At 43.1% G+C, this 13,510-nt stretch carries 11 protein-coding genes; 8 read left to right on the top strand and 3 right to left on the bottom strand.

Features of this window, described 5'->3' with window-relative positions; genetic code table 11:
• The first annotated feature begins 250 nt into the window (after window positions 1–250).
• From accB to DUL71_RS26340, 7 genes are all read left to right on the top strand, one after another.
• Window positions 251–724, top strand: a complete 474-nt coding sequence (gene accB / locus DUL71_RS26370; RefSeq protein WP_112574570.1) for an acetyl-CoA carboxylase biotin carboxyl carrier protein — start codon at window positions 251–253, stop codon at window positions 722–724.
• Window positions 725–865: 141 nt separating this feature from the next.
• Window positions 866–2,200 carry an acetyl-CoA carboxylase biotin carboxylase subunit gene (gene accC / locus DUL71_RS26365; RefSeq protein ID WP_112574571.1) on the top strand — a complete coding sequence of 445 codons (1,335 nt, stop codon included), beginning with the start codon at window positions 866–868 and terminating at the stop codon, window positions 2,198–2,200.
• 67 nt (window positions 2,201–2,267) lie between these two features.
• Window positions 2,268–3,137: a twin-arginine translocase subunit TatC gene (gene tatC / locus DUL71_RS26360; protein ID WP_112574572.1), complete on the top strand. Its 870-nt coding sequence runs from the start codon at window positions 2,268–2,270 to the stop codon at window positions 3,135–3,137.
• Window positions 3,138–3,314: 177 nt separating this feature from the next.
• Window positions 3,315–3,749, top strand: a complete 435-nt coding sequence (rpiB, locus tag DUL71_RS26355) for a ribose 5-phosphate isomerase B (protein ID WP_114940988.1) — start codon at window positions 3,315–3,317, stop codon at window positions 3,747–3,749.
• A gap of 125 nt (window positions 3,750–3,874) precedes the next feature.
• Window positions 3,875–5,437 (top strand): M28 family peptidase, encoded by a 1,563-nt coding sequence (locus tag DUL71_RS26350; protein WP_114940859.1) that lies wholly within the window; start codon window positions 3,875–3,877, stop codon window positions 5,435–5,437.
• Between the two features lie 331 nt (window positions 5,438–5,768).
• The gene (locus tag DUL71_RS26345) at window positions 5,769–7,157 is read left to right on the top strand and encodes a LutB/LldF family L-lactate oxidation iron-sulfur protein (RefSeq protein WP_114940858.1); all 1,389 of its coding nucleotides are present in this window, start codon (window positions 5,769–5,771) and stop codon (window positions 7,155–7,157) included.
• A 6-nt stretch (window positions 7,158–7,163) separates the two neighbouring features.
• Window positions 7,164–7,712, top strand: a complete 549-nt coding sequence (locus tag DUL71_RS26340) for a dihydrofolate reductase family protein (protein ID WP_114940857.1) — start codon at window positions 7,164–7,166, stop codon at window positions 7,710–7,712.
• A gap of 256 nt (window positions 7,713–7,968) precedes the next feature.
• On the opposite strand, the gene DUL71_RS26335 is transcribed toward DUL71_RS26340, so the two are convergent.
• The 3 genes from DUL71_RS26335 to DUL71_RS26325 form a co-directional block, all read right to left on the bottom strand.
• A complete protein-coding gene (locus DUL71_RS26335; protein ID WP_114940856.1) occupies window positions 7,969–8,529 on the bottom strand; it encodes a hypothetical protein in 561 nt (186 codons plus the stop codon).
• 170 nt (window positions 8,530–8,699) lie between these two features.
• The gene (gene gldD / locus DUL71_RS26330) at window positions 8,700–9,278 is read right to left on the bottom strand and encodes a gliding motility lipoprotein GldD (RefSeq protein WP_114940987.1); all 579 of its coding nucleotides are present in this window, start codon (window positions 9,276–9,278) and stop codon (window positions 8,700–8,702) included.
• Window positions 9,275–10,081: a shikimate dehydrogenase family protein gene (locus tag DUL71_RS26325; protein WP_114940855.1), complete on the bottom strand. Its 807-nt coding sequence runs from the start codon at window positions 10,079–10,081 to the stop codon at window positions 9,275–9,277. Before DUL71_RS26325 ends, gldD begins: the two co-directional genes overlap by 4 nt.
• 366 nt (window positions 10,082–10,447) lie before the next feature.
• On the opposite strand from DUL71_RS26325, the gene DUL71_RS26320 reads away from it, so the two are divergent.
• Window positions 10,448–13,162: a hybrid sensor histidine kinase/response regulator transcription factor gene (locus DUL71_RS26320; RefSeq protein WP_161964516.1), complete on the top strand. Its 2,715-nt coding sequence runs from the start codon at window positions 10,448–10,450 to the stop codon at window positions 13,160–13,162.
• Window positions 13,163–13,510: the final 348 nt, after the last annotated feature.

Genomic DNA, 13,510 nt, shown 5'->3' with positions numbered 1-13,510 from the left:
GATGCGTAGATTTCAGATGTGCAGATGTGCGAAATTTCTATAAAAAAGCATATTTGATATATCAAAAAATTAAAACATCCGTAAAAAGCGCCTGTTACTTGCTTATGAACAATGTAAATAACAGGCTACATGTAGTAATCTGTTCACTAATTAATCAACATAGTAATCTGCATATCTGCACATTTGCATATCTGCACATTTGAGTATAACTTAGATATAAACTTTGTCCCAAACCAATTAATCCTTCAACATGGATATTAAACAAATTCAGGACCTTATTCGCTTTGTTTCCAAATCGGGCGTGAACGAAGTATCAATCGAGCAAAAAGATTTTAAAATCACAATAAAAACCAACGAGGTACAGCCTACGGTGGTTCATGCTACTATTCCGGCGGTTACACAACCTGTTACTCCGGTATTGCCATCTGCTCCGGCCCCAACGCCAGTTGAACCTGCTGCACCGGCCGCTCCGGATACATCGAAATACATTACCGTTAAATCGCCAATGATCGGTACTTTTTACCGTTCATCAAGCCCGGATAAACCTTTGTTTGTAAACGTTGGCGACGAAATAAAACCAGGTACTGTAGTATGTATCATCGAAGCTATGAAATTGTTCAATGAAATTGAATCTGAAGTTTCGGGCCGTATAGTGAAAGTACTTGTTGATAACGCTTCACCTGTTGAGTACGATCAACCACTGTTTTTAGTAGAACCAGTTTAATTGTTAAGTTGATTAAGTGAATGGTTGATTAAGTGAGTGGTTTACTGCTTTATAAATCAACCTTTCATTGTTTAAGCTAATTAAGTGTTTGATAACCTAATCAACCACTTAACTCAATCAACCATTAACTAACATATACTTATGTTTAAAAAAATATTAATAGCTAACCGTGGCGAGATCGCCCTTCGTGTTATCCGTACCTGTAAGGAAATGGGTATTAAAACGGTTGCTGTATATTCAACTGCCGACCGCGATAGTCTGCATGTTCGTTTTGCTGATGAAGCTGTTTGTATCGGTCCGCCGCCAAGCCGCGATTCCTATTTAAATATTCCTAACATCATATCGGCTGCCGAGTTAACCAATGCGGATGCTATCCACCCTGGTTACGGTTTCTTGTCTGAAAACGCTAAGTTCTCGGCTATTTGCGCTGAGTATGGTATCAAATTTATTGGTGCTACTGCCGAGCAGATCAACCAGATGGGTGATAAAGCTTCGGCTAAAGACACCATGAAAAAAGCCGGTGTACCTATTGTTCCCGGTTCAGATGGTTTACTTTCTGATGTTAAATCGGGCATTGCTATTGCCAACAAAATTGGCTACCCGGTTATACTGAAAGCTACCGCCGGTGGTGGTGGCCGTGGTATGCGTATTGTTTGGAAAGACGAAGAGTTTGAAAACGCCTGGGACTCGGCCCGTGCCGAATCTGGTGCAGCCTTTGGTAACGATGGCCTGTACCTTGAAAAATATGTTCAGGACCCGCGTCACATTGAAATACAGGTTGTAGGCGACCAGTTTGGTAAAGTTTGCCACCTGTCTGAACGTGATTGCTCTATCCAGCGCCGTCACCAGAAACTGGTTGAAGAAGCCCCATCGCCTTTCATGACCGAAAAACTTCGTAAAAAAATGGGTGAGGCTGCCATTAAAGGCGCCAAAGCTGTAAAATACGAAGGTGCCGGTACAGTAGAGTTTTTGGTTGATAAAGACCGTAATTTCTACTTCATGGAGATGAACACCCGTATCCAGGTTGAACACCCGGTTACCGAAGAGGTAATCAACTTCGACCTGATCAAAGAGCAAATTAAAGTTGCTGCAGGTATCCCTATCTCAGGTAAAAACTATGAGCCAACAATGCATGCCATTGAGTGCCGTATCAATGCCGAAGATCCGTTTAACGGTTTCCGCCCGTCACCAGGTAAAATAACCAATTTCCACTCTCCGGGTGGTCACGGTGTACGTATCGATACGCACGTTTACTCAGGTTATGTTATCCCTCCAAACTACGACTCAATGATTGCTAAAGTTATTTGCGTGGCCCAAACCCGCGATGAAGCTTTAAGCACCATGGAGCGCGCTTTGAGCGAGTTTGTGATCGAGGGTATTAAAACCACTATTCCATTCCATTTAAAATTATTGAAGGATCCAAACTTCCGGGCCGGTAACTTTACCACCAAGTTTATGGATACATTTGAGATATAATTCAAACTATCTTCATAAAATATTACGTACTTAGCAAGATAGCGTTTATACAGCGGTATATATTATAATGAGCGACAGCAAGATCATCAAGGCCATAAAAGATAAAGGGAAAACGTTAGAGGCAGAAATGTCGTTCTTTGATCACCTCGAGGCTTTAAGATGGCACCTCGTAAGAGCTTCAGTAGCCATTGTAGTATTTACCGTTGTTGTTTTTTATTACTACGACTGGATTTTCAGTACCATTATTATGGGTCCCAGCAAGTCAACCTTCTGGACCTATCGTATGCTTTGCAAACTTGGTGCCGCGCTTCACCGCGATGGTTTCTGTATTGATAACGTAAATGTACATCTCATCAATACCGAAATGGCAGGTCAATTTACCCTGCAGATCAACTCATCGCTCATTATCGGTATTACCTTAGGTGTTCCGTACCTGATATGGGAAATATGGCGTTTTATAAAGCCTGCCCTTCATGAGGCCGAGCGTAAGGCAGCCACAGGTTTCGTGTTTTATGCCTGTATTCTTTTCTTTTTAGGGATCACATTCGGTTATTTTGTGATCACCCCAATGTCAATCAACTTCCTATCGAGCTATACGGTTAGTACAGCCATTCAAAACTTGTTTGATATTGACTCTTATATTTCATCGGTAGCCACGCTTACGCTTGCTACCGGCGTGGTTTTCCAGCTGCCAATACTGGTTTATATACTGGCAAACCTGGGCATTATGACGCCTAAGTTTATGAAAGAAACCCGCCGTTATGCTATTGTAGTGATCCTGATCATTGCTGCGGTGGTTACCCCTACACCAGATATGCTTACCATGACAGTGGTTAGTATTCCGCTATTCGTGTTATACGAAGTGAGTATAGTTGTAGCAGGCCTTGTTGAAAAAAGAAAGATCAAAAAAGAGCTGGAATTCAATAAAGGGAACTAATCCTATTTGACAACCCGCGCCTCTTCAAATGTTCTTTTAACAGCAACCATCGTAAATAGGTGAGATCTGCATATTTTCAATTGGATTATCCGCCGTTTCTCGCCGAAGCAGATTAGCCTGTTTATAACAAATTATTTACCTTTAAAAAGTGATAAAACGTTATACTTTTGATAAATGATGCAAGGATTAAAAATCGCTATCGGTTCGGATCACGCCGGGTATGAATACAAACAAATTTTAACAGAAACACTTTCATCTATCGAAGTAAAAGACTTCGGCACTTACTCGTCCGAGTCGGTTGATTACCCTGATTTCGCGCATCCTGTAGCCAATGCTGTTGAAAGCGGCGAATGCGATCTTGGCATCCTGATTTGTGGTGCAGCTAATGGCGTTGCTATAACAGCCAATAAACATCAGAACATTCGTGCGGCTATTTGCTGGAAAGAAGAAATTGCCGTACTGGCCCGCAGCCACAACAATGCCAACATAGTTTGCGTACCGGCCCGCTTTGTTACCCCCGAAGAAGCAAAGGCTATAGTTACCACATTTTTGAATACTGAATTTGAAGGCGGCAGGCATGCCAACCGCGTAGAGAAGATAGCCTGCGTTTGATAGGTGAAATGATAAAGGCGAAAGGTTAAAGGTTTTTACCTCTTCCTTCGCTTTGCAAAATGCAGCTACCTTTCGCCTTTGACCTTTAGCCTTTCACCTTAAAAAAAGAACTATTAACTAAAAGAATGAATAAATTACCATTATTGCTTATCGCGCTGGCCTCGGCAACTACGGCCTGTGCACAGCAGAACGCCACGGCAATGAAATACGCCGGGCTGATCACTGCCGACGATGCGAAAAAGCACCTCAGCATCCTGGCTTCTGACGCCTTTGAAGGCCGCGAAACCGGTAAGCCTGGTGCCGAAAAAGCCGCTAACTATATAGCCGGCGAGTTTAAAAAATTAGGATTGCAGGCCCCTGTTAACGGATCATATTTTTTTGATGTACCTCTTACGGAAAATGCGTTGAAAGTAACAGCATTTACGGTTAACGGTAAATCATTTGAGTATGGTACCGATTTTTATTTAGGCGGCGCGTTTCCGGATAAAAGCACAACAGTAAGTGATATCGTTTTTGTTGGCTACGGCACCGATGCTGAAATTGGTAATACCGACCTGGCCGGCAAAATTGTGCTTTGGATTAATGAAGATAAACCGGAAGCAGGCACTACACCAAACACCAGCTACCGCATGAGCACTGCGCGTACTAAAGTTGTCAAAAACTTACAAAGTAAAAACCCGGCTATCATATTAGCGGCTAACCCCGGCATTGCAGCAGCTTTAGCCCGTTTTGGCAAAAGCGTAACAAGTCCGCGGTTAACTATTAAGGACGAAGCGGCTAAACCGGCAAATACCAACGCCCCTGTATTTAACATTACCGCCACATTAGCCGATGAACTGGTAAAATCAACAGGTAAAACTTATGCCGACCTTAAATCTGCGTCGGCAGCGGCAACTACACCGGCTGCTGTTATAAAGGATAACGTAGTTGTAAACTACGTAACCACAAAAAAAGATGTAAAAGCCGTTGATGTATTAGGTTACATGCCGGGCACCGATCTGAAAGATGAAGTATTGATCTTTTCGGCACACTATGACCATATTGGTTTAAATCCTGATGAAAAAGCTAAAGACAAAGTAAACAACGGTGCTGATGATGACGGTTCAGGTACTACCGGTATTTTGGAAATTGCCCGCGCTTTCTCAAAAGCTAAAAAAGATGGCCATGGCCCTCGTCGCAGTATCCTGTTTTTAGGTAACGTTGGCGAAGAAAAAGGTTTATTAGGTTCTGAGTATTATTCAGATCATCCTGTATTCCCGCTGGCTAATACCATTACCGATTTAAATATTGATATGATCGGTCGTGTAGGCGAAGAGTACATTGGCAAACCCGACTCTGCAAACTATGTTTACCCAATTGGTTCGGCTATGCTGAGCAAGGATTTACATGAAATTGGTGAGAATGCAAACAACACCTATACCCATTTAAAACTGGATTATAAGTACGACGATCCTAATGATCCTAACAGGTTTTACTACCGTAGCGATCACTACAACTTTGCAAAACACGGCGTACCAATCATCTTCTACTTTAACGGCGTACATGCCGACTACCACCAGCCAGGCGATGAAGTGAGCAAAATCAACTTCCCGTTGCTGGCTAAACGTGCTCAACTGGTATTTTATACTGGATGGGAACTAGCCAACCGCGACAAGCGTCCCGTTGTGGATGCAGCTGCTGGTAAATAGAGAGTGGCTGATTCGGTTGATTAAGTGAGTAGTTGGCAGCCGGTGAATGGTTGATTAGGTTGATTAAGTGAATGGTCAATCCAATTTAGAATATATTGTAAGAGGCGCATTATATGCGCCTCTTTTTGTTTTAGGAAAGTTTTAAATATTACCTGTCCTAAAACAACCACTCACCTAATCAACTTAGTCAACCACTCACTAAATTAAAACCTTCTGATATATTATCTGTTCACAAACAACCACTCACTTAATCAACCACTCACCCAAAAAACGTCCACCCACTTAATCAACCATTCACCTATTTTAAAAACAAAATCCTACTTTCGCATATATGGGAGCAATCGCTGAAGAATTTTTGGTAAAATCGGAAGAGAAGGCATTTGATGCTGATCATCGCCGTATTATCAACTTCAATATCGACCGTTATGATAATGCGGTGTCCCGTGGCCTATCACGTATTATCAATTTAGATAATGCCAAGAAAAAGGGCCATGTCCTCAAATGGAAGGTGATGGAAAACCTGGACAAGTTCCTGCCGGAATTTGAAGCTAACTTCCAGAAACGCGGTGGCAAGGTGATTTGGGCCAATGATGTAGAAGAAGCCCAGCGCGAGATCCTGAACATCATTAATAAAGCTAATGCCAAAACTGTAGTAAAATCCAAATCGATGGTTACAGAAGAAATTCACCTGAATGAATTTCTGGAAAGTAACCACATCGAATCATTGGAAACAGATCTCGGCGAATATATAGTTCAGCTTTTAGGCCAAAAGCCATACCATATTGTTACCCCGGCCATGCACCTGAGCAAGGAGGATATCGCCAAACTTTTCCACGAAAGGTTTGGAACCCCTATTGATGCTACGCCCGATCAAATTACGCTGAAAGCCCGTGAACTGCTTCGCGATAAATATGTACAGGCCGATGTTGGCATTACCGGAGCTAATTTTTTACTGGCTGATACCGGCAGCATAGCCATCAGCGAAAACGAAGGCAACGCGCGTCTTTGCACCACGTTCCCTAAAATCCATATCGCTATTGTGGGTATCGAGAAGATCATCCCTTCAATAACCGATCTGGATTTGTTTTGGCCTATGTTATCTACCCATGGTACCGGGCAAAACCTGACTGTTTACAATACCATATTAAGCGGCCCCCGCCAACCAAATGAAACCGACGGTCCCGAGGAAATGTACGTAGTGTTATTGGATAATGGCCGAACCAACCTGCTGGCAAAAAAAGATCAGCGCCAGGGCCTTTACTGTATCCGTTGCGGGGCTTGCCTTAATGGTTGTCCTATTTATAAAAACATTGGCGGCCACACCTACGCTACTACCTACAGTGGCCCCATAGGATCTATTATTACCCCTCACACACGGGGCATGGAAGATTTTAAACACCTGAGCTATGCTTCAAGCCTTTGCGGTAAGTGTACCGAGGTATGCCCTGTTAAGATAGATATCCACAAAATGCTGCTCCTTAACCGCCGCGACGCGGTGAACGAAAACCTGGTGACCAACAAAGAACGCTGGGGCTGGGCCATCTGGAAAAAGGGGATGCTTAAACGCAAGCTTACTGACTTTTTTGGCGGCGGCATGAAAAACTTTCTGCTTAAAACATTCTTTAAACGCACCTGGGGACATCTGCGCGAGATGCCCAAAGTGGCTGATAAATCATTCAGCAAGCAATGGCAGGAAATGAATAACACACCTGAAGAATAGCAGTCCATGCGTAAAATAATATTAAACCTTGCTGTAAGTCTCGACGGTTTTATTGAAGGCCCCAACGGCGAATACGACTGGTGCCTTGCCGATCAGGATTATGGCATGACCGAGTTTTTAAGCAGTAGCGATGCTATTTTCATAGGCCGTAAAAGCTATGACCTGCTCATGAGTACCGACCCGGAAATGTTTGGTGCATTGAAAATGTATGTATTTTCGGATACACTTCAACCTTCAACAAACCCCAACACGGAGATCATTAAAAGCGCCGACTTTAAATCAGCCGTTGAAACTATCAGGGATCAGCCGGGTAAAAACATCTGGATGTTTGGCGGGGCAAGCCTTGTTTCCTCTTTTATTGAAGAGGGGTTTATCACTGAGTTTTTACTTTCGGTACATCCTGTCATTTTGGGAAGCGGCAAACCATTGTTCATGGGCTCGAAAGATCGTATCGAACTTATTTTACTGGGCAGCGAACAGTTCTCGAGCGGGTTGGTACAGCTTAGGTATACCATCAAACCAAAGTTTGATTTAAGTATGCTGGATGGTATGTAGTTTTTTGAAAGCTAAAAGAAAACGCTTAAGGCCGAAAGCTTCTTGACACTTTAATAAGTACATTCATAATAGCTTAAACTAACAACTCATTTAGGCTAAAGCCGCCTGTTCATACACTATGATCCGCCCCATAAATGGGACGGCAATGAAAGAGAAATTAGTTATGCCCTACTTCATTGCCGTTGGTTTTAACCAACGGACAAATGACATATAAGATTGCGGGCTTTAGCCCAAACCTCCCGCAAGGTTAACTTCGCTACCCAACCTGAATTACTACATAATCCTTTTGCATCCGTTTCACCTGCTCCGCCATGCGTTTTATGAACAGGTAATTTGCTGTACCGCCTATTACCGCGCCAACAACGGGTATCAGGCGTTCGGCGGTTCGGGTACCTAATATCACGAGCATACGTTCTGCTATGCCCTCCATCATACTTCGGGTGATGGCTACACCTGCTTCTACCCGGACCGACGTTGCCACTAAGGACATAAAATCGTCGAATCCGTTATCATATGTTCCCCTATAGTAATACATGATGCCCATTATAGCCCTGAACTGCTGGGTGATGAGGTTAATAAAGTCAAAAGGGATTCCCGCTACAAGTGTAAACATGCCACCGCTGCCGGCCATAGCACCGGAGCCTGCCGCAAGACAGGCACACTGGTTAATAAAACCTTCGAGGCCCAGCTTATCAACACCGTTTTTTATTTTAAGCTGATCGATACCCTCAAATATTTTCCTAAACCCGGTATGGGCAAGGTTTTCGGTATGCAACCTGATATCAGTACCTATTTTATTGAGTTTGATGAGTTTCATTGTATGCTGATTAAATGCCGGATCATGATCCAACGTATATCAGTAACAACGGATATCAAGAGCTGTTTTTGTCAACAGTCCGAAATAGAAATAATAATTCATCCCTGTAAATTTATATAGAGTGCGAAGCTTTCCTATTTCTTGATTCCTGCCGTCTTGACTCTAAAAACTCACTTCCATTTAAAACTCTTAATCATCACAGCCATATCCTGCTTAATAAAATTAAGTACCGGCTGTATAGAATCCAGGCGGGGTTCGCTGTTAAAATATAACGCCCCGCGGATATAATTATGCACGCTATCGGTCAGGAAAAACTGGGCAGATGATGCGGCATTACCATCTATAGTATAATAGATGCCATAAACCTTTTTATCGGCATAATGAATGATACCCTCATCAATAGATGTGGCTTTTACTGTATGCTTAAATGCAAAGGTGCGCGCGTCTTCAACCAGTTGGTTAAACTCCTTTTTCGAAGTAATAGGCTGATAGCTCAAATGCAGTGTAGCATTAAATTGCGGAAACTGCATATTTACCCAGCAAGGTTTGGCATCGCGTTTTTTATCAGGTTCGATGTAGGCGTATTTAGGATAGGTAAAAGCATAGGGACAACCCGTCGCGTAATCCTGATATTCCTTTTTGGGGAATGGTATGCGATAAAAGCCACGTGGCTTAGGCGCATAATCATGATTGCTGCCACAAGCTGCCAGAAACAATAATGCCGCTACCAATAAGGTTACATACTTCATGGGTGTTTCTCTTTTGAGTTCCAGATCTCCCATGATTTTTCGGCCTGCAAAACCAGCATTTCGTAGCCGTTTTTAGTTGTAGCCCCGCGCTCGCGGCCTTGCTTTAAAAACAGGGTTTCTTCGGGGTTGTATATTAGGTCGTATAAAACATGATCATCGCCAATAAATTCATAAGGAATAGGCGGGCATTCATCAATATTAGGATAGGTTCCTAAAGGGGTAGTGTTAATAATGATCTTATGCTGGGTAATATGATGTGGTTTGAGATCCTTAAACAAAATATTATCCGGGTGATGCGTTGGTTTGCGGGTAACCACTTTAAAGCTGATGCCTAAATTTTCCAGTACGCACTTTACAGCTTTCGCGGCACCGCCGTCGCCTAAGATCAGGGCATCATCATTACCGTCGCCAATTAAGGGCTTTAACGATTCCTCAAAGCCATAAATGTCGGTATTGTATCCTTCCAGCCTGAAATCATGGTCTTTAACCCCAATCTCGCCGGAGAACGCAGCTTCAACCGGGCTTTCGGCTGTTACCCTGATGCAGTTCACTGCACCGGCTTTACGGGCGTCATGCTCTATCCAATCTAAAAAAGGTAATACATTTATTTTATGCGGAATGGTTACGTTAAGGCCGCAAATATCAGGATGCTCATCAAGCAGGTCCTGTAGATCTTTGATATGTTCAATCGGGTAAAGATCGTAGCGTGCATCTGTAATGCCTTCGGCTTCAAATTTTTCGGTAAAAAACTTTTTTGAGAATGAATGGGAGAGCGGAAAACCGATTAGTCCGTAGTGTTTCATGGTCAATTCTATAACAATACCAGCTGCTAAAGTAATCAAATAAGCTTTAAGCCGGGCATATACCTTTTATATGGCGTAATATTAACACCAAAACAAACAAATTTAACTATTGATTTAAAACCAATACCCGCGATTACCTTATAAATAAATATTATTTATAAGGTAATTTATTTCAAATTAATTAATTGCCACATTCTATAAAGTTGTAATTTGGGACACTATATCATGACCCCTATTACAATTTCTACCACCCACCTTTTCCGGAGGATACTCCTCTTATGCCTCATTGTTTTATGCGGCCTCGTTGCCCGGGCTCAAAACAAACCTAAACCAGATAAGGAACCGATATTAAAAAAGCTCCGCGGCATGAAAAGCCTGGACTCGGCCGCAATGCTTGCAAAAAGGCTTATCGATTCGGCGAGGAAAAATAGCAGCCTGGCTTTTGAGGCCAGGGTACTGCTGGCACAAGCTTATCAGGCGTATGGTATAGGCAATGAACATGATGCTTTAACATTTGGGCGTGCGGCTACCAAACTTGCTACCCCGGCCGATTCGCTCACTTATGAAAAGGCACCCATCATGGTGGCTTATATGCTTAGCCGCGAAGCCAAAACGGTTGAAGCCTTAAATGTAGCTTTCAAAATATTAAAGGAGTGTGATAACCACGGATGGAAAGGTTTAACTATCGATTGCCGGGCCTGCATTGCTGACATCTACCGGTCGATAGATAATCCTAAACAAGCCCTGCCGTATGCCGAGCAGGCCGCCAGGGATGCTCAAAGTTTAAAGGATACCGCAGCCTATATTTTCGCATTGAGCAATATCTCCAATATACTTTCTGAGCGCAGCATGTCGTCGCCGGCAAACCTGGCTGAGGCAACGCAGTTGATGGAGCAGGTGCTGGATAAAAAGTACGCGCATTTCCTTTCAGATTTTAGTATAGCCCGTTACCAGGGCAACCTGGGCCGACTTTACCTCATGACCAACCAGGATAAAAAGGCCGAAGATATTCTGATGCAATCATTGGAGCTATCGCGTAAAGGGGATTTTAAAACCCTCGAAAAGCATAACCTCAACGAGTTGATGACCATGTATGTTGATCACAAGGATTTTAAAAAGGCAGTACAATACGGTGAGATGGCCATTGCAATTCAACCGGAAGCCCAAAGTAACCTTACCATTCAGAAAAACATCTACAACCATTTAACGGATGCATATAAAGGCCTTGATGATTATAAAAATGCCTTTAAATATAATAACCTTTATCGCAGGCTTAATGACAGCATCAACGCGCTTGATAAAGTACGGGACGCCGCCGAGCTGGATAAAAAGTACCGGGCAGATAAACGCTTGCTGATAGCAGCCAACCAAACCAAGCTGGTTGAAATTCAGCGCGATTTTTTGATCGCGATTGCATTGATCATAGCCGTTGCTTCAGTTATTGGTTACCGGTGGTTTATACTTAAAAAGAAAAGAGAGGCTGCTTTACTGGCCGAAGAACATAGTCAGCTGGAAAAGCTGGATGCGATGAAAACGCGCTTTTTTGCCAACATAAGTCACGAATTGCGCACACCGCTTACTTTGATCATGGGGCCGGCCAATCAACTGATGGGTTTTAATAATTATGCCGACGAGCAGCGCGGAATGTTGCAAACCATATCAAACAATAGCAAAAAGCTGCTTAACATCGTCAATGAACTGCTCGATCTGGGTAAACTTGAAGCCGGTAAGTTAACCGTGAATCCCAAACCAGTCGCATTGGCGTCACTGATAAAAGCCTTATACCAGGGTTTTGCATCAGCTGCCGAATATAAAGGGATCAACTACAGATTGGTTGACTCCATTGATCCCGCGGTTTTTGTTTCGCTCGACCAGGAAAAGTTTGAAAAGATAGTTAATAACCTTATAGGCAATGCCATGAAGTTTACACCTAACGGAGGCCTTATCACCGTTACATCAACCACAAAAGAGGATAAAATAGAATTTAGCGTAGCCAATACCGGTACAGGCATTCAGCCCGAAGATTTGCCACACATATTCGACCGTTATTATCAGGGTAAACGGGATAATGCGCCGTTAGAGGGGGGAACAGGTATAGGCCTTGCTATTGCGCGCGAATTTACCGAGCTGATGGGTGGCCACATTTCTGTAGAAAACAACAGGGGCGAGGGCGTAATGTTTAAAATCGGGCTACCGCTTCATATTACCGGCGAAGTGGTTGTCGAAATAATTACCGGCGAAAGTAGCTTTAAAGCTAACGGACATACCTCCATAAGTGCTACCGAAAAACTGATCATGCTGGTAGAAGATCATCATGAAATGGCGGCGTACATTGCCGATATACTGCGCCCTATATACAAGCTTGTTACAGTGAGCAATGGGAGCGAAGCATTAAAAAAGCTGCAGGAATTGCCTGTTACCCCAAGCCTGATCATATCGGATGTAATGATGCCCGAAATGGATGGTTTTACCTTGCTTGAAACCCTTAAACAAAGCGCGGAATATTACAGGATCCCGGTGATTATGCTTACAGCGCTGGCAGATACACGCCATAAGCTTAAGGCACTCCATACAGGCGTTGACGATTATCTTACCAAGCCGTTTTTAAGCAGCGAATTGCTTGCACGTACGGCCAACCTGATAACTAATGCAGCCGCCCGTGCCGCGGCAACCACAACTGAAGAAGACGAGTTAACCACAGCCATCAGCGAATCACCAATTGAGCAATCGGCAGCAGAAAATGCCGACCAGGTACTTTCGCCTGCTGATTTGTTATGGCTGGAGGAATTGGAAACCATGGTACGCAAACATACCGGTAAAACCGATCTTACCCTTGCTGCGCTGAGTTATGAACTTGCCATCAGCGAGCGCCAATTGTTCAGACGGATAAAATCAATTACCGGGCTTACACCTAATAAATATATCCGCGCCATCCGGCTGCAAATTGCCCGTGAAGCTATTGAAAGCGGAAAGTACCGCACAGTTGCTGAAGTATCCTATGCAGCCGGTTTTGATACGCCTGCGTACTTCGGCAAATTGTTTAAAGAATATTATGGCCGGGATGTTAACGAGTTGCTTTAAACTTATATGTCTTTATCATTCTAATTATCCTTTTTAGCTTTCAGGCACTTTTTAACTTAAAGTGTGCTTTTTTAACGTAAATGGCGGTTTTGTGAAGTTAAATGGCAGTTTTGTTATGCAACTTTTAGACAGCTTTGTAACATACAATCACCCCTGAATAATGACTGTTACTGTTAATGAAGATAAGTTTATTGCTCAAAACAATAACACCAACGCAATACCAACTATTGGTAAAACAAATACAGCGACGTGCCCCCGCTGTAAAAATAAATTTTGCGACAGGATAAAAAGAGGCACAATTGTTAAGCTGTTGCTTCCGTGGTTTTCGGTAAAACGCTACCACTGCAC

It is taken from the genome of Mucilaginibacter endophyticus (assembly GCF_003351025.1).
Lineage (GTDB): Bacteria > Bacteroidota > Bacteroidia > Sphingobacteriales > Sphingobacteriaceae > Mucilaginibacter > Mucilaginibacter endophyticus.
Note: the sequence above shows the minus strand (reverse complement) of the source record. Positions and strands in the feature narration are given on the sequence as shown.

Bases quoted from the DNA above. Each gene is read 5' to 3' on its own strand.
- accB (WP_112574570.1), top strand. From the start codon at position 251: ATGGATATTAAACAAATTCAGGACCTTATTCGCTTTGTTTCCAAATCG.
- accC (WP_112574571.1), top strand. From the start codon at position 866: ATGTTTAAAAAAATATTAATAGCTAACCGTGGCGAGATCGCCCTTCGT.
- tatC (WP_112574572.1), top strand. From the start codon at position 2,268: ATGAGCGACAGCAAGATCATCAAGGCCATAAAAGATAAAGGGAAAACG.
- rpiB (WP_114940988.1), top strand. From the start codon at position 3,315: ATGCAAGGATTAAAAATCGCTATCGGTTCGGATCACGCCGGGTATGAA.
- DUL71_RS26350 (WP_114940859.1), top strand. From the start codon at position 3,875: ATGAATAAATTACCATTATTGCTTATCGCGCTGGCCTCGGCAACTACG.
- DUL71_RS26345 (WP_114940858.1), top strand. From the start codon at position 5,769: ATGGGAGCAATCGCTGAAGAATTTTTGGTAAAATCGGAAGAGAAGGCA.
- DUL71_RS26340 (WP_114940857.1), top strand. From the start codon at position 7,164: ATGCGTAAAATAATATTAAACCTTGCTGTAAGTCTCGACGGTTTTATT.
- DUL71_RS26335 (WP_114940856.1), bottom strand. From the start codon at position 8,529: ATGAAACTCATCAAACTCAATAAAATAGGTACTGATATCAGGTTGCAT.
- gldD (WP_114940987.1), bottom strand. From the start codon at position 9,278: ATGAAGTATGTAACCTTATTGGTAGCGGCATTATTGTTTCTGGCAGCT.
- DUL71_RS26325 (WP_114940855.1), bottom strand. From the start codon at position 10,081: ATGAAACACTACGGACTAATCGGTTTTCCGCTCTCCCATTCATTCTCA.
- DUL71_RS26320 (WP_161964516.1), top strand. From the start codon at position 10,448: ATGAAAAGCCTGGACTCGGCCGCAATGCTTGCAAAAAGGCTTATCGAT.